Raw genomic sequence first — 19,378 nt, 5'->3', positions numbered from 1 at the left:
TTTATATTCAACCTGTATCAATTGGTTTAAAATTAAATTACTCAGCCGTATAACCATGGGCTACACGAGGCATTAACCATTATAGCCTATCCTCACTATTTACTCTAATATATAAATGATACACCGATATCCTTTCTTTTTCGCAAGTCAAATCAAGCCTGCCCCCCCTCCCTCCCCTATAATGACTTTAAAGTGGTTGAAACGAGGTGAACAAACGAATGTACGAGTGGCATAAGCAGATCCAAATTATCGTTGATGAAATTGACGAGTGTATCAAAAATCGTAACGGCGAGGCCCTAACGCTGCGCTCCCTTTCTCGCAAATTGGGTTATTCTGAATTCCATACCACGAGAAAATTCAAGGAAATATCAGGTATGCCATTTAGAGATTATTTGCGGTACAGACAATTAGCCTTTGCACTAAAAGAGGTTCGGGACAGCGGAAAAAGCATGCTAGATATCGCTTTTGATTATGGATTTTCATCTCATGAGGCGTTTACCAGAGCCTTTAAGGGGGCCTATGGTGTAACTCCAAGTGAATATCGAAGAGAGCCTGTGCCCATTGCCCTCCGTACAAAAATACGTTCTTTCGACCGCTACTTTTTCGGATTAGGAGAGATAGGTATGATGAAGTCTACAGAGGATGTTAAAATCTATTTTGTGACGATCCCTGCACACAAATTTTTGCATATCAAAAACTATGAAAGTAACGGTTATTGGGATTTTTGGCAAAAGCAAAGCCTTATTCCGGGGCAGGACTGCGAGACCATCAGCGGCTTGCTCGATAGCATCCAGGGCAAATTGGATGATGATGGGGGGAGTGAGTCCAATAGTGGCGGCGGGCAGATTATGGCCTATATTAACGACCCGGACGGCAGACTTTGTGACTGGGGTGTTCCACGCACAGAGTGTTATGGTGCACGTCTTCCTGTTGACTATAAAGGTGAAATACCCCCGCATTTGCTGATGATGGATGTCCCCGAAGCCGAATACATTGTGTTTGAACACGGGCCCTTCGATTATGAGCAGGAAAATCGCAGTGTGGAAGAGATCATGGAGAAGGCGATGGCCACCTTTGATTTTACAGATACCGGCTACTGCTTCGATACTTCCGCTGGAAGAATACTTTACCTATATCATGATCCGGAGCGTTATTTAAAATATGTCAGACCAGTACGGAGGTCGTAATGCCTCGGAGGGGGATATCGCGGTATGAGTTGTAGTTTAACCCTACCCACAATATACTCCTAATATAGAGGTGATGAGCATGTTCAAAATAGGCGAGTTCTCCAAACTCACGCAAGTATCCATCCGCATGTTGAGATATTATGATGAGACAGGTCTGCTAAAGCCAGCAGAGACGGACCCGTTTACCAAATATAGGCTCTATTCCACGGAACAAATTCCAGTTTTGAATCAAATTATCTTTTTACGCAATCTGGGTTTTAATGTATCTGAAATTACCCTTGCTCTCAGCCGATGGAATGATAGTTTCATTGCAGAACAACTAGAAAAAAAACAGCTGGAAATTGAAAATGCAATTAGGGTAGAACAAGCAAAGCTGGCTAACATTGAATTAGCCAAAAAGGATATTGAACTAAATAGAATTAAGATCAACTACAATGTGTCCCTCAAATCCGTTCCCAGTTATCATGTGCTCTCCTTGAGACGAACAGTCCCCAATTATTATGCGGAAGGGGAACTGTGGGGAGAATTGACCGCCTTTGCGGAGCAACAGAGGGTTCCTATTTTGAATAAAACTTTTACCATATATCACGATATGGACTATAGAGAAACAGATGTTGATATGGAGATATGTGCACCTGTAGCCCAGACCGGGGAAAATATATATGGTTTTGTCTACCGACATACTGAGCCTATCCCGATAATGGCCTGTACTATGGTCTATGGGTCTTTTGAGAATATTGCAAGTGCCTATGTTTCCTTTGCTAAGTGGTTGGAGGAGCATCATCAATATCAGATGTTGGGGCAGAGTAGGCAAATTGTTCACCGGGGACCATGGAATGAGGAAGACCCTGACAAGTATTTAATTGAAATTCAAATACCACTAGGTCATAGATAGTTGTATTCCTCTATCCTGTTGACTCTCACATGATGTGAGGGGCTATGCTTCATTTGAAGCTAAAATACAAACGCGATGGAGGATACGCCAATGCAAAATTTTCAAGTTACCCCGATTGGGAGAATCATTGTCAATGAAGAAAGTGTACTTATTAAGTTAGATTTGAAGTACATTCCAGCCTTGCAAGCATTAGAGGGATTTAGCCATTTGAACGTTATTTGGTGGTTTAGCGATTTTGACACGGAAGAGATGAGGAATACTCTTGAAGTGCCTCAACCGTATAAACAGGCTCCTGCCGTGATGGGCATATTTGCTACAAGATCGCCCGTTCGCCCCAATCCAATTGCTCTGACTGCAGTACAAATTATAAATATTGACTATGAAAAAGGAGTTATTCAAATTCCTTATATGGATGCCAACGACGGAACGCCAATTCTTGATATCAAACCATACACACCAAGTCTGGACAAAGTCGATACTCCTACTGTTCCGAAGTGGTGTAGTCATTGGCCAACAAGCCTTGAACAGTCTGCCAGCTTTAATTGGGAGAACGAGTTTAACTTCTAGTTAATCATTATTATCTATATAAGTTGAACTTATGTTTAACGCAAAGAAGCAGACGAGAAAATGTTCTTACGATCGCTGTTGCTCACAAATTTCTTTTATTTAGTACATTCTTATAAAGGTAGAAATTCATTCACAAAGGCGAACGCTCCGCTTCTTCAGAATCATTTTTCTCGCTTGCTTGTTATGCCTTTTCTTTAGTTCAACTTATCTAAATTAAGTGGTTACTCACGCATATAGAGCCTTCCCGTGCAAGCATAGCAATGGGAAGGCTCTTAACGCGCAGATACTTCTCGTACCATCTAAGCAAATATATGCAAATGCTGTGGCAGCACCTCGAACACGCCGGGAAGCTCGCCGCCGAGCTCGCCGTCCAGGTTGAGCTGTACTTGCCCAGGGGAGGTCACGGACATCCGCGGTGTCTTGAAGTAGGCCACATGCGGATCATCCAGATGATCGCCACGCAGCGCGAGCGACACCAAGCGGATGAACTCCGCCAGATTGCATTTCTTCACGGCAATGACATCGAGCAGCCCATCATCGATACGCGCGTCAGGCGCCAGCTTCTCGAAGCCGCCTACCGAATTGCTGTTAGCGATCAGGAACAGCATGAACTCACCCTCAACGGTATCGTAGCCTTCCGCATCGATGATTAATTGCGTTGGTGACAGACTCACCATCTTCTCGACGCCCTTCACATAATAAGCCAACTGCCCAATCAACGTCTTCAGCTTGCTTGGCACCTCGTACGTCAATTCGGTCAGCGTACCGCCGCCCGCAATATTAATGAAATGGCGGCCATTAACCCTACCGATGTCAATGGGTCTCGTTTTATTCTCGATGACCAGGTCGCAATAATCCTCCCAACGCCGGGGTATCCCCATCGCGCGGGCAAAATCGTTGGTCGTCCCCATGGGAAATACGCCCAATGGAGGCAAGGTGTTAAGCCCCGCCATGCCGTTGACGACCTCATTCAGTGTGCCGTCTCCGCCGGCGGCGATGATGATGTCATAGCCGCGCTCCACGGCCCAAGCCGCTTCCCGAGTCGCATCGCCCTCTCCGGTCGTCGCATGGCACGAAGTCTCGATGCCGTGACGGTCCAGCCGCTCCAGCACATCCGGCAGCAAACGCCGAATTTCCTCTCTTCCCGAGGTTGGATTATAGATCAGCCTAGCTCTCTTCATAAGGTCAACGCCACCTGATTATCATAATGTGAACAACTTCATTATATTCAATATTTGCTGCGACATCCAGCGAGCAAGCAATGGATGCGGCAGCAAGGACTCCCCGGCATAACGGTGCCGCAGCCCTTCCAGCCTTCCGGGAATCGTTCTCTTCGTAAAATAACCCGTGCTCAGGAACAGCGGTGCCACCAGCACTTCCATGGCCCGCTCTTCCGTCCAGTAACGGACCTTCTCGCCAAGCGTGTCGGGAGACAGAAACGCTACATCGGTAGCCGCAAGACCACTAAGCTGTCCGGTTCGTTCAGCCAGAGAGGTCATTCCCAGCTCCCAGCGCCGCAAAAATTCGGTATAACGGCTGCCATGGCCCACCAGGAGCAGCACTTCCCGTTCAGCCTTGACCGATAATGTCTTGATCTTATCCCATACCATCTCTGCAACCAGAGGATCATCATCTATAGGATCGCCAAAAAGCACCCGAGCCGAAACCCGAAGTCGCTTCATTTCGGTGTCCTTCTCCGGCGCCGCCTTCACCCCAAGGGCATAGGCGATCTCATCAATATGTGTACTGCCTGAGGACACGAAGAAAGGTATGACGATCATGTCCGTCACCCCTTGCGTCTCCAGCCAGTTAATTCCATTCTGAATAAGCCGCCCCGGTACCAATTCCAGATAGGAACTGTAGACGGGAAGGTCCGCAGGCAAATAACCCATGGCAGCCTCTACCGCTTCATCCACAAGGGCCACCCAATGCTTGTCTGCTGAGCCGTGACTAATCACCAATACACCCGGCTTACGAAGAACACCCAGGCCGGAAGAGACATCTCCCTCTCCCGGCCTGAGATGTGGCTTGTCAGGCACCATATCTGTCACCGCGCTTAACGGCCCAGACGGTCCAGTGCCATTTTGTATCCATCGTTGCCATAATTGAGGCAACGTTTCACCCGCGAAATCGTGGCCGTACTTGCTCCCGTCTCCGCTTCAATCTGATTGTAAGTATTGCCCTTGCCAAGCATCCGCGCTACCTCCAGACGCTGGGACAGAGACTGAATTTCGTTCACCGTGCAGAGATCGTCAAAAAAGATATAGCATTCCTCGATGTCTTTCAACGTTAAGATGGCCTCAAATAATTGATCGATCGACTTGTCGTTTAATTTTTTCAGTTGCACTCCATAATCATCCCCTACAATTACTGTAACCCCATCCTCATTGTACCTGAGGGGCATACACCTTTTCAAGCATTAACGGTTTCACGCATCACAGAAAGAACGCCCAAAATCCGCAAACGCCTACCACAACCGGGACATTCGTCCATACGCCAAGTCCGCCCGGCACATACAGTATAGTGATAGAATCGCCCAATTATAAAAAAGGAAAGTGATATTATGCCACAACATTACGATCCACGGCAAAGCCAACTGCCCCCGTCTTATCCATACAGCGATTACTACCCGGGGCTAGGCCCTTATGAGATCAAGGCCCAATCTTCATCGCTTATGCCCTTCTCTTCCCCGTCACAGGGACCTACACCCGTAAGTCCCGTCACGCCCAAGCCGGCGGCATCCGGTGGCGGCTTATCCCTGCCAAGCATGAGTGATTTGAAAGGGATGGTGGACCGCCTGGGGGGAATCGACGGGATTCTAGACAAGGTAGGTCAGGTTCAGAAGGTTATGCAAACCGTGCAGCAATTTGCTCCTATGGCGAAGCTGTTCACCGCTTTCCTGCCTGGTGGCAAGAGCGGCTCGGCCGGTAGCCTGGAAGAGTACAGACCCCGGCGCCGCAAGTCTGGCAAGCGTAAGAAGAGCACTTCCGGTTCGACGGGCTCTGGCAGCCGCAAGCGCAGTACATCCGGCAAGAAGGGAAGCTCAGGCTCAGGCAAGTCCAGTAAAACAGGCAAGCGCCGCCGTTAATTCGGCGGCGTTGCTGCTTGGCCTTAGACAAGTCTGCCGACAATTCAAAAAAGCCAATCTCCAAAGATTGGCTTTCTACGCTGCATTACCCTAGAACAACAATTTATAAATTCCTCCGGCCATCAGGAACACAATCGGAATCGTAATGACCCAAGCAATGACAATTCGCCCCGCCATTGACCAACGTACAGCGGAGAAGCGTTTGGCAGAGCCGACGCCCAGAATTGCCGATGTAATCGCATGCGTAGTGCTGACCGGCAAGTGAAACAGCGTAGCTCCAAAGATAACGGATGCCGCTGAGATATCCGAAGCAAAACCATTAATCGGTTCAATCTTGAATATCTTGGTACCCATTGTCTTGATAATTTTCCAGCCGCCGATCGACGTTCCTAGCGCCATCGCCGTAGCTGCCGAAAGCTTAACCCACAGCGGAACCTCCATATGATCCTGGAATCCGGCCGTAACCAAAGCAAACGTGATAATCCCCATCGCCTTCTGCGCATCATTCGTACCATGCGTGAAGCTCTGCAAGGCAGCCGTCAGGATTTGCATCGAACGGAAGCCCTTATTGACCGTATGTGGACTACGACGGGCGAAGATCCACTTCAGGATCATCATCACGATGAAGCCAAGTCCAAAGGCCAGCAGTGGGGAGAAAATCAATCCTTCAATAATCGTTTTGAATCCGCTCCAGTTCAGCTTCTCAGATCCGGCACCGACATACACCGCACCCGCCAGAGAGCCAATCAAAGCATGCGACGAAGAGGAAGGAATCCCGAACCACCAGGTAATCAGATTCCATATAATCGCCGACAGCAACGTAGCGACAAGTATCTCCAGACCGTTATCCAGCTTCGCGGGGTCAGCTACGCTTCCACCAATCGTCTTGGCAACGCCGGTGAACATAATCGCGCCCAAGAAGTTCATGACAGCCGCCATCATAATTGCGGTTCGCGGCTTCAATGCACGCGTCGACACTGAGGTCGCTATGGCATTTGCCGTATCATGAAAGCCGTTGATGAAGTCAAACGCCAGCGCCAAAAAGATAACGATTAAAATAATCAGTAAACTCGTATCCATAGCTTTTTTGCACAGATGGCTATCTCTCTATGTGAATCCGCGCAATTCCAACCTCCCGGGAATCGAATGTAATGAAAGTTCTTAAGAATTACGCATGATGATGGATTCCAGCATGTTAGCCACTTTCTCGCATGCGTCCGTCGTCGTTTCAAGCCGCTCATAGATTTCTTTCTTCTTGATCAGCTCAATCGGATCGGTAACCTTCATAAACAATTCCTTGATGCAAATACGCAGCAATTCATCGCCCTGATTCTCCAAGTCGTTCAAACGAATCGTATACTCGCGGATCGCCAGCAGCTTCTTCTGAGACAGCAAATGAACGGCCTTCTGAATTTCATAAGCCGATGTACGCAAAATTTCAGCAAAACGGGCAATATATTCATCCGGTTCCGTCAAATGATACATGAAAAACCGCGACGTCGTGGCCTCAAGCCCGTCAATCACATCATCCAGCGCTGTAATCAAATGCATGATGTCATCGCGCTCAATCGGTGTGATGAAAGTTTTGTTCAATTCTACGATGATCGTATGGGTATACTCATCGCACTGGGATTCAAATTCCTTCATTCGCTTGGCGAAGGCTTCAACATCCTTGAATTCCGCTACCTGCTGCGCAAAATAGTCAGCCGAATGCACGATGGCATCCGCCATGTTCTCTAACGTTTGGAAGAAAATATCTTTCTTTCTTACACGCATCAGGATCCCCCCCTTTTCTCGGTATAGGCTATTTTCTGAAAGAAATTTTACATAGCCCTGATTATCTTATCACAACCTTTTAACACATGGTTAATAATGTCGCAAACATTTCACCGAAATTTGTGGGAAAACCCTTTCAAGATTCCATGGTTATCCTTTTATATCCATAAAATCTCAATTACCTTGTTTTTTCGTTTACTCTGCCTTTACACGGCTGTCGAAATCAGGCGCATTCGGCACAATATGAATATAGGTTTTTCCCGGAACCATCGGCACTTCCTGATTATCCTTAACGAACCGGATGATGTCATTGTCCTCCCGAATCCACCGGGCACGAACCACATGTCCTTGTTGGAACAGTATTGCCTCGCCTCCCAAGGTCAGGCCCACCTGTAACCGCCCGATATCGTCAAGCACCCGATGATCCGCCCCCATCACAACTACATTTGCGGCAGTGAGCTGCTCTCCGCTTTCCAGATCGTTATGCGGCTTCTCGTTAATCGACCGTTTATACACGCCGGTAACCGCGTCGAATTCATAACCGACCCGGTAACTGTCCAATTGGAACTTGATTTCCACCGTGCTCGCTTTCTCTACTGTGTTGGGACCTTCATTTTCCGGATAAAAAACATAACCTAACGTGCGTTCCGCTTCGGTCTCGTAGCCACGTTTTGATGCCCCTTCCAGCAAGGTTTCCACATTAGAGTACAGGTTATGCGGAGCCTTCCGGGACTTGTCCCGCCAGAAGTAAGAGCCTGCATTCGTAATCTCGTCCAAATCATCCTTGCGTTTGGCCTGCAGGATAGCATAGGCATCATTGCTTGCACCGGCATGCACCGTCACCGCATGATAGCTCTCGCCCAAGTCGATCATATAAGGACGAATGCTGCGAATGGGGCCGATCTTGGCGTTGTCGGTTTTGCTTTGGTACAAGGACACCAGACGGGTCACCCCGCCCTCAGCCAGCACCTCGTACACTACGTCAGCATCGATTAAGCCTGATTGTGGACGGGCCGCCGGAGCATTGTTGATCATGATGGCCAGCGGTCGCTGGGTGATCGGTTCCTCCGAGGGCATGCCTGTCAGTGGGGCAATATAGGCAGGAGCCGGGGGCTCCACAATTTGTTCAGATTCATCCGGTTCAATCACCGGAGGGGGCGTAATTCCCTCTGCGGGGGAAGCCGTTTGACCTGCGTCTCCGCAGGCAGACAACAAGATCAAGCTGGACATCAGTAATATGGAAATAAGCTTCGAAAATTTCAAAATACAATTCCTCCGTTATTTCTGAATTTTCTATTAATTAGTACAACCTCTATTATACGTTGAATCACCTAAATCAGGGAATAAAAATACAAAAGCGCAGAGCCCGCTAATGCAGGTTCTGCGCTTATTCAGCAAGCTTGGTGAAGCGATTATTCGCCGCCAAACCGCCAGCAATTCAAACTTAAGCTGCCAAATTGATAATCCTGGAACAGCTTGACTGCCCGGCGTTCATCATCCGCTGCGCCCATGGCGTAGAGTAAGGGTACAAAATGTTCCTTCCCATAGGAGGGAACCGCCATCCGCACATGCGGGGCTTTCCGGTCATAGTCGAACAGTTGATGCAGGTTCCAGCTTTGCAGTTGCTCTCCAACCCAATCGTCAAATTCCACCGCCCAATCAACTGGCTGCTCTGCCGTGCTGTCAAGCATGCGCAAATTGTGCACCAGCCCGCCGCTAGCAATTACCAGAATGTTACGGTGACGTAATTCAGATAACATTTTGCCGATAGCATATTGCTCCTCCGGCGTTCGCTTGGAATCCACCGATAAGGCGATGACTGGAATGTCCGCTTCCGGAAACATCAGCCGCAAGACCACCCAGGCTCCGTGATCAAGTCCTCTTCCCTCCGAGCGCTTGTAAGGCAAGTTGTGGGCCTGGAATATGGCTCCCACTTCTTCGCTCAGCTCCGGGCTGCCCGGTGCGGGATAATCAATCGTATACATTTCATCCGGAAATCCGTAATAATCATGCATCGTCGTATGCTGTGCGTCCGACGTTAGCCATTGGACCGGTGAGTCCCAATGAGCTGTGAACACCACGATGGCTCTGGGCGTGGTCAATGCCTCCTGCCCCAATTGGCGAAGAAATTCTGTATAAGCGTTTTGTTCAATAGCTAAAGTAGGTGATCCATGTGCGATAAACAATGCAGGCTGAGACATCACTCTCAAACCTCCCTACACCAGTATGGTTACACCTCCATTGTATCCTTTCAGAAAGTTTTTTACCACTTTCATATGATGTAGGTAGGGGATTCTTCTAAATCATCCAGTTCTGCCATTCGGCTTGGGCCGCCTCCAGACCACCCAACCAATCTTTGGTCTTGCGGATTAATTGCTGCTGGTGCTCTCCGGTGGAGAAGGTATGATTTGCCTGGAAGATGATTTCCTTGTCGCAGCGGCCTTCCGGGCGCAACCAGAATACCTTCTGATACAAGAAAGCATAATCTGCCGGGATGTCATCATCCGAGGTGCCATGAACGACAAGCACATCTCCTGTAAATTTGGAAGCCTCCTGAAACGGCTGGAATTCTCCCAGAGAATTGAAATAAGCTTTGGTCAGCCCATAGCCTAAATAATCAGCGCTGCCTTGCTTCACTGCCCGGTCATAGACCTCTCGACCCGTGATCTTCACAATATCACTGTAAGGATACCCTACAGATGCCCACAGAACCAGATTCTTAACCCGACGATCGCGAATTGCCGTCAGCAAGGCAATGGCTCCCCCCAGACTATGCCCAATCAGGGACACCTGGGTAGGATCGATATCAAACGCCCCCAACCCATAATCGAGTACAGCCCTGGTCTGGGCAATCAGCGACTCTACGCCGTGCTCTCCATAGTTACCGCTGCTCTCTCCGCAGCCCAGATAATCAAAGCGCAGCACAAGGTATCCATCCGCAGCCAATTCCCGGGCCGTCTTGAGAAATAACCGGTCTACACCGATACGGTTGCCTACAAATCCGTGGCAGATAATGGTAAGTGGTGCACGGTGGCAGCGTCCCTCCTGCTTGCTCTGAGCAGGATAGTGGATACTGGCCGCAATTTCCTCACTTCCGTGCTTGATAATAATTTGTCTTTCCATACCGGCGCTTCCCCCTGTCCCGTTCCTTGGCAGGAACTTTATACTCTTAATTCCGATAAGTTTAATATGATTTATGGATTTATCTTATCACTGCCGCCCGCCAGGTGTCAATTGGCTCCTTGCAGACAAGGCAAAACTTGCAGTATACTACGAGGGATAATCAGACCGGAAGGAGACGCCTTATTCATGAATGCGCAGAAGTTAACCGGTGAATGGAAGCCGCTTTACCGGCAAATGAATCCGGATAATCAGGCTTATTTTAATAACATGATCGAATTTATTCACTCTGAAACCAATCCCTTGAGCGCAGTAAAAGGCGAGGCGCTACTGCTTGATCTTGCTCGGCAAGTGGTTCATAGCCAAGGTAAGGGAGTATCCGCAGCAGATCTGTTTGGAGACGACCCGATCGCCTACTGCGAACAATTAACTGATGATATGCAAAGGGGGAAGCCCCGTACGCTAGGAGCCAAGATTAGATATTATACGATGATCCCTTGGATCGCTTTGACCTGGGTCTTCTTTATTTATATGATCACCGGCTTCTTCAGCAAATGGTTTGATGGCGGTATGGAATACACCGTCATTAGCAGCTCTTCGCTACTCATTATGGCCGGCCTGTCCATCGTGCTTATTGAATTGGTTACGCGGTTCCTGGCTAATCCCGGCAGGACAGAGCAGTCAAGGGGCTCCGATGTTGTGGGAACTACAGCTACAGCCAGTACGCCCCGCTATCCCTCTGCCCGCAGCTTCAATCTCCGCTCCTTTGGCCTCTACATCGGGATTGCGGTTGCCGTCATTTTCATCGGGGCACTACTCAACAAGGTCACGCCATCGTTTACCGTATCGCCATGGGACAGTCTTATCATCTTTGCTGTCGGTCTGGTGGGACAATTCTTCTTCATTCGCCTCCGGCACCGTGTATAACCTTATTACAAATGGTTAAGCCCCGCTGGAATCCTTGCGCCTACTAGCGCATCTCCTGCGGGGCTTTACGCCTCTATTTAAATTTCCACTCGTCTCTTCAGTAAATAGCTCATCAGCCAGACAAACAAACAGACGACACTAAGCTCGAAGAGGAATGGCCCCCAGGCCAGGAAGTTGAAGCCTCCGGTCTCAACGGTTACTGACCCGGATTCTGCTTCAAAGACACCGAACATGAAGGCTGAAGTATCTATGTCTTTGAAGAACAGATTTTCCACCCAGGATATCACGTACTGAACGATGAAGAATGCAAGAATGGATACCCAGGTTCCCAATTTCCCCCGAATGCTTACACTGGCCCCGATAAGCATCGAGACAAACACCATCACAATTAATAGCGTATATAACCATGCAATTTGCCCGACAACCAACAACCAATCCCCTATAGCCAGCGAACTCATCGGTTGATCCAATCCAAGCGGATATCCTAAGAACTGAATATACAGTCCGCCATGAATAGCAATAATCCCTAGAAGCACGATGAGAACGAGCCAACTTAACAGAAGGGGCGAAAGTATCGCCCATACCGGATGAACCGGCAGCAAACGCCGATGATAGGCCCTGATATTGTAGCCAAATGTCTTGGAGACCGTAACAATCATAATCATCGCTGCCGCAACATAAATCATGATGGCCAACGTTACGATCGCAGCGTCCATCCAGTTCCGATAATGACCTACGGTAGCAACTGCAATCTGGGCAACAATGAGTACGAAGAATACACTCAGCAGGGTATTGGCATTCCGTTTCCATTCGTATTTCAATAGCTTCATCATTCTGCAAACACCTCTTTGAACATGTCGTCAACGCTCTTGCCATATTTGATCCGCAGGCTCTCCACTTCCTCCTGCATCACGATCTCTCCGTCACGAATAAAGATGACTTCGTCAAAGATCCGCTCAATGTCCCGCACCAAATGTGTAGAAATAACAAGACTTGCATCCTCATTATAGAATTCTACAATTGCATCCAGTATTTTCCCCCTGGCTACAGGGTCTACGCCGCCAATCGGCTCATCAAGCAGATACAATCTGGCATTTCTCGATAACGTCAGGGTCAATTGCAACCGTTCATTCATCCCTTTGGACAAGGCACTGATTCGATCACTCTCGCGGAGTCCCATGAAATCGAGCATCATCCGGGCCTTCTGCTGGTCAAAGTCGGAGTAGAAATCCCGATAAAAGCTGATGGCATCACGTACCTTCATCCACGACTCCGTAAGCGGGCGGTCCGGCATGAAGGATACTAGCGATCTCGTCTCCACGCCCACCGGTATTCCGGTCACCTTGATTTGCCCCTGTGTGGGGTGGATTAGCCCAGCAGTCGCCTTCATTAATGTGCTTTTCCCGCTGCCGTTCGTACCAAGCAGTCCGATAATCTTGCCTGGGCTCAGGTTAAATGAAACCTGATGCAGCGCTATTTTACCCCCGTAAGTCTTTGAGACTTCATGCACTTCCAATAATGGGTTCATTGTTCGGTTCTCCTCTCTACTGCGGTTCTTCCGTCTTCACTGCTTCACTAACAATCGTAGCGATATCCTGACTGGAGAAGCCAAGCTCCTGCATGCCACCGATAAAACGGTCCAGCAACTCTCCCGCCATTTCCTTTTTGATACTCATAATTTTCCCTTCTTCATTCGTCACATATCGGCCCAGTCCACGTTTTGTTTCCACAACAGCTTCACGCTCCAATTCCTGAAAAGTCCGTTGCACGGTATTCGGATTAATTTGCAGGTCTGCTGCAAGCTCACGTACCGAAGGAATCTTGTCTCCAGCCTTCAGTTTGCCCGTTACAATTTCGCGCTTTAAATAATTCATGATTTGCAAATATATTGGCAAGTTATTATCAAATTCAATGCTCATGATTCCGTGTGCTCCTTTCCGCCGTATGCCGCATAACTGCGAGCGGGCATATGCCCGCAGTTAAGAGCAGCTTCATTTGTCATTACGCAACATCTCTTTTCTGGAATACAATAAATCCGGCCGCAAGAAACAAAATCAGATAAGCAGCAATCACTGTGGACGAAAAGGCCAAGCTCATGCCTTCAAATGGCGGATTGCCATTCACGTACACCGATAGATCCGCATTGGTGAAGATCAGATATTTAACAATATCGTATCTGGATAACAAAGTGACTATCAGTGATTCCATCATTAACAGGAACATGCCAATTCCGATGGTTGCCCCGGTCGAACGGGTAAGAATACCAACCAGGAAGCTGAGCGTAGCGTACACCACCGCATAAATCCACAGATAGAGCATCGATTCCAGAAATCCGCCAAAGGTATGGCCTTGAATGTCAAAACCAAACACCATGCCACCGCCAATCCAGCCGCATACAAAAGCAAACAGGCAGAGCGTCAGCGTATACAACAGCACCGTGATGTACTTTGATGTCAGAATGCTACTGCGAGTCTGTGAACGAATCAGCAGCAGCTTGATAGTTCCAAGGCTATGTTCCTTAGCTACGCTTCCGGCGATGCCCACAATCGCAAGCACGACCACCATTTGGCCGATGCCGTTCTTGGACAACACCATCGTCATAATATTAGGCAGGAACATGCCCTGTCCTGGCGAAGAAAAAGCGTGCAAAACGTACAGCATTAGAGCAATCGCGGCCGCAATCAGCGCATAAGCCACGAAGAAGCTGCGCTTCTTGAACATTTTCAACCATTCGTTGGTCACCAATCCCATCATGCTAGACATGCTGTTTGCCTCCCGTCCATTTCAAGAATTCATCCTCCAGCGACGACTTCACTTCTTCGATCCGGTACAGTCGGATGCCCTCATTGCCAAATCTGTTAACGATATCCGGAATATCGCTGTCGTGTACCGAAATCGTAATCTGCCCACGTTCGGCACTTAGTCCGAGCAATCGGATATCCTCCATTTGTACCAACTGCGCCTTGGCCCGTTCGGTATCATCAACGCGCAGGATAATGTTCACCCGCATAGCATCGGGTTCTCCCACGGCTGCACCCAAAGCACGTTCCGTGACGAATTTCCCCTCCTGAATCACGACAACCCGGCTGCACATCAGTTCCATCTCCGACAGCAGATGGCTAGAGACGAGTACGGCAATCCCTTGCTCGCTCGCAATCTGCTTCAAATAATCGCGCATCTCCCGGATCCCCGCCGGGTCCAGCCCGTTGGTTGGCTCATCGAGGATAAGAATGGACGGCTTATGCAGCAGCGCCTGTGCGATGCCAAGCCGTTGACGCATACCCAGCGAATAAGTCTTAACCCGCTTGTGGATGGCATGTTCCAGCCCCACCAATCGAGTAACCTCCTGCAATCTTGCCTCGTCGATGCCTCCACTCATTCGCTGGTATTGCTTGAGGTTGTCATTCCCGGTCATATACGGATAGAACTCGGGGTTCTCGATAATTCCCCCGATTTCGGCAATCGCTTTAGCAAAATCTTGACGTATGCTGGTCCCCTTGACCACAACGTCTCCTGCTGTCATGCCAATGAGCCCAACAATCATACGAATGGTCGTTGTTTTCCCTGCTCCGTTAGGTCCAAGCAGCCCTACGATTTCCCCCTGACGAAGATCAAAGGACAATGTATCTACAATCGTCTTATTACCCATTTTCTTGGTCGCTTGCTTAACGGACAATACAACCTCGCCTGACTTATGAGCCGTATCCGTGGTCTGTGTAAGCACCTGCTCTTCTGCGATCATTTGGTTCACTCCTCTATCGTGTCGGTGTTATAGTTAAATAGTACACTAGTAATTTGATGTTGTAAAGTGTCATTCAGAAAAAAAAGAAGCTGCCCCTAAGGAACAACTTCACAATGTTCATGTAAAGGCCGAATCCACTTCGCCCGCTACAACATGTTTCTATTTATTTGTCAGATTAACAAGTTGAATAAATTCAAGTCCCGGTTCAGTTCGGTATAGGCAATACCCTTGGATACCATGCGTTCCACCAGCGCCTCATAATCGGCTTTATCGCTTAGCTCAATGCCAACCAGCGCCGGACCATTCTCCTTGTTATGCTTCTTGGTATATTCAAACCGCGTAATGTCATCGTTCGGCCCAAGCACCTCTTCGAGAAATTCACGGAGAGCTCCTGCCCGTTGCGGAAAGTTAATCAGGAAATAATGCTTGAGTCCTTCATAAATCAAGGAACGTTCCTTCATTTCCTGCATTCGGTCAATATCGTTATTGCCACCGCTAATCACACAAACGACCGTCTTGCCACGAATTTGCTCCCGGTACATGTCCAGCGCCGACACCGGCAGCGCCCCTGCGGGCTCCACAACAATTGCACTGTCATTGTACAGTTCCAGGATCGTCGTGCACGCCTTTCCTTCCGGCACACGAACGACATCATCCAGCATCGTCGAACAAATCTCGAAGTTGAGATCCCCCACCCGCTTGACCGCCGCACCGTCAACGAACTTGTCGATGGACTCCAAGGTGACGACCTTCTTCTGCTTGAGTGAAGCGATCATAGACGCCGCTCCTGCAGGCTCTACACCAATGATTTGGGTCGTCGGGCTCACCGTTTTGAGATAGGTGCCCACTCCCGAGACCAGCCCGCCCCCGCCAATGGTGACGAACACATAATCTGCCGGTGAGGTCAGACTCTCCATAATCTCCATCCCGATTGTCCCGTTACCCGCTACGATCTTCGGATCATCGAAGGGATGGATAAAGGTCATGCCATTTTCGCTACAGGCCTTCATAGCTTCAGCGTAAGCATCATCATAAGTATCCCCGATGAGGACCACTTCCACATGGGAACCGCCAAAGCGTTTGACTTGCTTCACCTTCTGATTAGGTGTCGTGCTAGGCATATAAATCTTGCCTTGTATGCCAAGCGCATTGCAAGAGAAGGCTACGCCTTGAGCGTGGTTCCCGGCACTGGCGCACACGATCCCCTTCTCCCAATCCTCCGGTTGCAGGCTGCGAATCATATTGTAGGCCCCGCGAATTTTGAATGACCGGACTACTTGCAGGTCTTCCCGCTTTAAATAAACGTTGCACTCATATTTAGACGATAACGTCGCATCGAGCTGCAACGGAGTTCTAACCACAACTTCTTTAAGTACATGGTGCGCCTTGACGATATCCTCCATGCCCACCGTTTGTCTCTCCGCCTGGTTCATGACTTTCTCCTCACTTTGGGTTATATCTCTCATGCTTATAAAAGTACACCTGAAACCGCCTTCGGTTCAAGCTATTTATCTAAAATTGTGCTAAACAATAGGGAAGTTGCACGGTTTGGCACAAAAAATGAATGCCTCCCCACCCGGCCCGAGGCCAGACATGGAGAGGCAGATGCAACTGCAAATGAATAGACGGGCTAGTCCTTCTTGGGTATCAAGCGATCATCCGTGTGACCCTCGGAGGTGGTCTCTCGAGCCAATTCCGTCAGCTCCCACTCTACCGTACCATAGACCGGATCGGTCGGGAATTCGTCGCCCTTCTGCAGCGATTCCTCGCGACCCGTCTCGTCCCGATAAACACCGTCCGTTTCCACTTTTTCGCGCGAGACGGGCAGCATTTCCTTCATTTTATCGCTCACTATAGATCGCCTCCTCCCGCGTAGTATCTCCCTATCCTGGATGTTTATCCGAGTTTAGGAGGGTGAACTGCTTGGGGGAAGGGACTGCGTGCTTGTTATAACAATTAAACGGTGTCTGTCATGGCACCCAGTTCATTAGCGTACCACCTACGTGCTTACAGCATGCTACGTTGATTTTTTTTCCTCGCTTTTAAATGAGCGCTTTTGCCGCAATATCGGTCCGGCTGTGTTTCCCATCAAATTCGATCTGTTTAGCCGCGGCATAAGCCTTGTCCCGGGCTTCCGAAATAGAGCTGCCCAAGCCAACAACGCCCAGTACACGACCGCCGTTTGTGACCCATTCGCCAGTATCATTCTTGGCTGTTCCAGCATGGAATACCAACGCCTCCGAAGGCACCTTGCCCAGCCCTTGAATGGGCAAGCCCTTTGGATAGGAAGCTGGATAGCCACCGGACGCCAGTACGACGCAGACTGCCGCTTCTTCGCTCCACTCGATATCAATTTGGTCCAATGTCCCGTTAACCGCCGCCAGGAAAATATCGAGCAAATCACTCTTGAGTCTTGGCAATACCACCTGCGTCTCCGGATCACCGAAGCGAGCATTGAACTCAATCGTCTTTGGCTTACCATCCGGGGTGATCATCAGCCCGGCAAACAGAACACCACGGAACGGCCGACCCTCGGCCACCATCGCTTTAGCGGTAGGCTTGATAATAGTCTCCACCGCTTCCTGAATAATGCGATCTGCGATATGTGGCAATGGCGAATATGTTCCCATTCCACCGGTATTGGGTCCCTTGTCACCATCATAGACCTGCTTATGATCTTGCGCTGCGGACATCGGGCGTACAGTCTCGCCGTCTACAAATGCCAAAATCGACATTTCCTGGCCCTCCAGAAATTCCTCGATGACGACCTGACTTCCGGAAGCGCCAAATACTTTGTCCACCATGATATTTTTCAAAGCGGCTTCCGCCTCTTCAATTGAAAAAGCCACGGTTACACCCTTGCCTGCCGCCAGTCCGTCTGCCTTGATCACAATCGGCACGGCTTGACTTCGCAAATACTCCAGCGCTTGCTCGTAATTGTCGAACTTCTGGTAAGCAGCCGTTGGAATGCCGTATTTATGCAACAAATCCTTCATGAACGTCTTGCTGCCCTCGATTTCAGCCGCATTTTTGCGTGGTCCAAACACGGGAATTTGCTTGGCTTCGAACACATCAACAATCCCGTCTGCCAGCGGATCATCCGGGCCAACCACCACCAGGCCCACCTTCTTCTCCTCGGCAAAAGCTGCTAACTTCTCGAACTCATGCACCTGAAGCGGTACCATTTCAGCAATTTGTCCAATGCCAGCGTTCCCCGGCGCGCAATAAATTTTATCGGCCTTGGGGCTCTTCGCCAAGCTCCAACAAATCGCATGTTCACGACCGCCCCCGCCAATCACCAAAATATCCATACGTCTCCTCCTCACTCAACTAAACTTGCTTAGGTGTTTCCTTTAACGTTTAACCGCGAAAAGTAAAATTTATCGTTCGTGTACAAGTAGCTGCTGACTGTTAGCCTTTAGCTACTAGTTAATGTAAAGTGTGAATTGTGAGTTTGATGGGAGAACTAGTTACGTGAAAACGCAGCTTGAGGAGTGAATGTGGCCTGGGCGTAATTGGGGGAAGTAGCAAATTAGCGGGAATTTCTCCTGCTAATTTAACTCCATTTGCTCACTACCCATATTTAGCGGGAATTTCTCCCTCTAATTCGGGGTTAAACGGCCGATACTGCCTTTTTTGCACGAATTAACAGGAGGATTTCCAGCTAATTCAGCTTATTTGGCCAATATCAGCAAATTAGCTGGAGGTTTTCCCACTAATGAGCACGCTCATCACGCCTACGATCAATTAGCAACATTCCGCCACACTCAAGCTACTTCATAAACTGTTTCAAGTTAATTCCCCGCTACTTACCTCATCTACTCTCTTCAGTCACTCCTGGCTTTACACCTAGCTAAACACTTAACTCTTATGCTCCATCAGCCAATCATACGTAAGCCAAGCCTTTAACTCTTCCTCCAGCCACCTCAACTAACACTACTTCGCAGCCCATATAGTTCCGCGCTCCTAGCACCTAGGTGTTACACTCCCCTACATGTTTCGCAGCCCGTAAATGTTCCGCAGCCGATTGTCCCACCCACATCATGCGGCGGAGCACACACGCCCCTACCATCATG

21 protein-coding genes are annotated in these 19,378 nt (G+C 49.0%); 5 read left to right on the top strand and 16 right to left on the bottom strand.

Annotated elements, in window-relative coordinates; translation table 11 throughout:
• Positions 1 to 218 precede the first annotated feature (218 nt).
• The 3 genes from BN3279_RS10615 (at position 219) to BN3279_RS10605 (ending at position 2,649) form a co-directional block, all read left to right on the top strand.
• Positions 219 to 1,187, top strand: coding sequence for a helix-turn-helix transcriptional regulator (locus tag BN3279_RS10615; protein WP_059050661.1), 969 nt, complete (start codon positions 219 to 221; stop codon positions 1,185 to 1,187).
• A gap of 79 nt (positions 1,188 to 1,266) precedes the next feature.
• On the top strand, positions 1,267 to 2,082 hold the full coding sequence (locus BN3279_RS10610) for a MerR family transcriptional regulator (protein WP_059050659.1): 816 nt from the start codon (positions 1,267 to 1,269) through the stop codon (positions 2,080 to 2,082).
• Positions 2,083 to 2,172: 90 nt separating this feature from the next.
• A complete protein-coding gene (locus tag BN3279_RS10605; protein ID WP_059050656.1) occupies positions 2,173 to 2,649 on the top strand; it encodes an SAM-dependent methyltransferase in 477 nt (158 codons plus the stop codon).
• 299 nt (positions 2,650 to 2,948) lie between these two features.
• Here the strand turns inward: BN3279_RS10605 and BN3279_RS10600 are convergent, their stop codons facing one another.
• The 3 genes from BN3279_RS10600 to BN3279_RS10590 are packed head-to-tail and all read right to left on the bottom strand — an operon-like array spanning position 2,949 to position 4,996.
• Complete coding sequence (locus BN3279_RS10600) at positions 2,949 to 3,830, bottom strand: diacylglycerol kinase (RefSeq protein WP_059050654.1); 882 nt, start codon at positions 3,828 to 3,830, stop codon at positions 2,949 to 2,951.
• Positions 3,831 to 3,851: 21 nt separating this feature from the next.
• Positions 3,852 to 4,691 carry a sirohydrochlorin chelatase gene (locus tag BN3279_RS10595; protein WP_082673027.1) on the bottom strand — a complete coding sequence of 280 codons (840 nt, stop codon included), beginning with the start codon at positions 4,689 to 4,691 and terminating at the stop codon, positions 3,852 to 3,854.
• A gap of 14 nt (positions 4,692 to 4,705) precedes the next feature.
• A complete protein-coding gene (locus tag BN3279_RS10590; protein ID WP_059051787.1) occupies positions 4,706 to 4,996 on the bottom strand; it encodes a YerC/YecD family TrpR-related protein in 291 nt (96 codons plus the stop codon).
• A gap of 216 nt (positions 4,997 to 5,212) precedes the next feature.
• Between BN3279_RS10590 and BN3279_RS10585 the strand changes: the two genes are divergently transcribed.
• Positions 5,213 to 5,737, top strand: coding sequence for a hypothetical protein (locus tag BN3279_RS10585; RefSeq protein ID WP_059050652.1), 525 nt, complete (start codon positions 5,213 to 5,215; stop codon positions 5,735 to 5,737).
• 90 nt (positions 5,738 to 5,827) lie between these two features.
• Here the strand turns inward: BN3279_RS10585 and BN3279_RS10580 are convergent, their stop codons facing one another.
• The 5 genes from BN3279_RS10580 to BN3279_RS10560 form a co-directional block, all read right to left on the bottom strand.
• Positions 5,828 to 6,817 carry an inorganic phosphate transporter gene (locus BN3279_RS10580; protein ID WP_059050651.1) on the bottom strand — a complete coding sequence of 330 codons (990 nt, stop codon included), beginning with the start codon at positions 6,815 to 6,817 and terminating at the stop codon, positions 5,828 to 5,830.
• An 81-nt stretch (positions 6,818 to 6,898) separates the two neighbouring features.
• Positions 6,899 to 7,513: a DUF47 domain-containing protein gene (locus tag BN3279_RS10575; protein ID WP_059050649.1), complete on the bottom strand. Its 615-nt coding sequence runs from the start codon at positions 7,511 to 7,513 to the stop codon at positions 6,899 to 6,901.
• A gap of 195 nt (positions 7,514 to 7,708) precedes the next feature.
• On the bottom strand, positions 7,709 to 8,776 hold the full coding sequence (locus tag BN3279_RS10570) for a DUF3048 domain-containing protein (protein WP_082673026.1): 1,068 nt from the start codon (positions 8,774 to 8,776) through the stop codon (positions 7,709 to 7,711).
• Positions 8,777 to 8,925: 149 nt separating this feature from the next.
• The gene (locus tag BN3279_RS10565; RefSeq protein ID WP_059050647.1) at positions 8,926 to 9,714 is read right to left on the bottom strand and encodes a DODA-type extradiol aromatic ring-opening family dioxygenase; all 789 of its coding nucleotides are present in this window, start codon (positions 9,712 to 9,714) and stop codon (positions 8,926 to 8,928) included.
• A gap of 97 nt (positions 9,715 to 9,811) precedes the next feature.
• The gene (locus BN3279_RS10560; protein ID WP_059050645.1) at positions 9,812 to 10,636 is read right to left on the bottom strand and encodes an alpha/beta hydrolase family protein; all 825 of its coding nucleotides are present in this window, start codon (positions 10,634 to 10,636) and stop codon (positions 9,812 to 9,814) included.
• Positions 10,637 to 10,822: 186 nt separating this feature from the next.
• Between BN3279_RS10560 and BN3279_RS10555 the strand changes: the two genes are divergently transcribed.
• Positions 10,823 to 11,560, top strand: a complete 738-nt coding sequence (locus BN3279_RS10555) for a hypothetical protein (RefSeq protein WP_059050643.1) — start codon at positions 10,823 to 10,825, stop codon at positions 11,558 to 11,560.
• 77 nt (positions 11,561 to 11,637) lie between these two features.
• On the opposite strand, the gene BN3279_RS10550 is transcribed toward BN3279_RS10555, so the two are convergent.
• The 8 genes from BN3279_RS10550 to purD all read right to left on the bottom strand — a co-directional run bounded on the left by BN3279_RS10550 (position 11,638) and on the right by purD (position 18,613).
• Complete coding sequence (locus tag BN3279_RS10550) at positions 11,638 to 12,393, bottom strand: hypothetical protein (protein WP_059050641.1); 756 nt, start codon at positions 12,391 to 12,393, stop codon at positions 11,638 to 11,640.
• On the bottom strand, positions 12,390 to 13,088 hold the full coding sequence (locus BN3279_RS10545) for an ABC transporter ATP-binding protein (RefSeq protein ID WP_059050639.1): 699 nt from the start codon (positions 13,086 to 13,088) through the stop codon (positions 12,390 to 12,392). Before BN3279_RS10545 ends, BN3279_RS10550 begins: the two co-directional genes overlap by 4 nt.
• A 16-nt stretch (positions 13,089 to 13,104) precedes the next feature.
• Positions 13,105 to 13,479, bottom strand: coding sequence for a GntR family transcriptional regulator (locus BN3279_RS10540; RefSeq protein WP_059050637.1), 375 nt, complete (start codon positions 13,477 to 13,479; stop codon positions 13,105 to 13,107).
• 82 nt (positions 13,480 to 13,561) lie between these two features.
• On the bottom strand, positions 13,562 to 14,323 hold the full coding sequence (locus BN3279_RS10535; RefSeq protein WP_059050635.1) for an ABC transporter permease: 762 nt from the start codon (positions 14,321 to 14,323) through the stop codon (positions 13,562 to 13,564).
• Positions 14,316 to 15,302, bottom strand: coding sequence for an ABC transporter ATP-binding protein (locus BN3279_RS10530; RefSeq protein WP_059050632.1), 987 nt, complete (start codon positions 15,300 to 15,302; stop codon positions 14,316 to 14,318). Before BN3279_RS10530 ends, BN3279_RS10535 begins: the two co-directional genes overlap by 8 nt.
• A gap of 170 nt (positions 15,303 to 15,472) precedes the next feature.
• Positions 15,473 to 16,735, bottom strand: a complete 1,263-nt coding sequence (ilvA, locus tag BN3279_RS10525; RefSeq protein WP_059050630.1) for a threonine ammonia-lyase IlvA — start codon at positions 16,733 to 16,735, stop codon at positions 15,473 to 15,475.
• Between the two features lie 197 nt (positions 16,736 to 16,932).
• On the bottom strand, positions 16,933 to 17,109 hold the full coding sequence (locus tag BN3279_RS10520; RefSeq protein WP_232436820.1) for a hypothetical protein: 177 nt from the start codon (positions 17,107 to 17,109) through the stop codon (positions 16,933 to 16,935).
• Between the two features lie 235 nt (positions 17,110 to 17,344).
• Positions 17,345 to 18,613: a phosphoribosylamine--glycine ligase gene (gene purD / locus BN3279_RS10515; RefSeq protein ID WP_059050627.1), complete on the bottom strand. Its 1,269-nt coding sequence runs from the start codon at positions 18,611 to 18,613 to the stop codon at positions 17,345 to 17,347.
• Positions 18,614 to 19,378 lie beyond the last annotated feature (765 nt).

Source organism: Paenibacillus senegalimassiliensis, from assembly GCF_001486585.1.
Classification (GTDB): Bacteria; Bacillota; Bacilli; order Paenibacillales; family Paenibacillaceae; genus Fontibacillus; species Fontibacillus senegalimassiliensis.
This window is presented reverse-complemented; position numbering and strand designations above follow the sequence as displayed.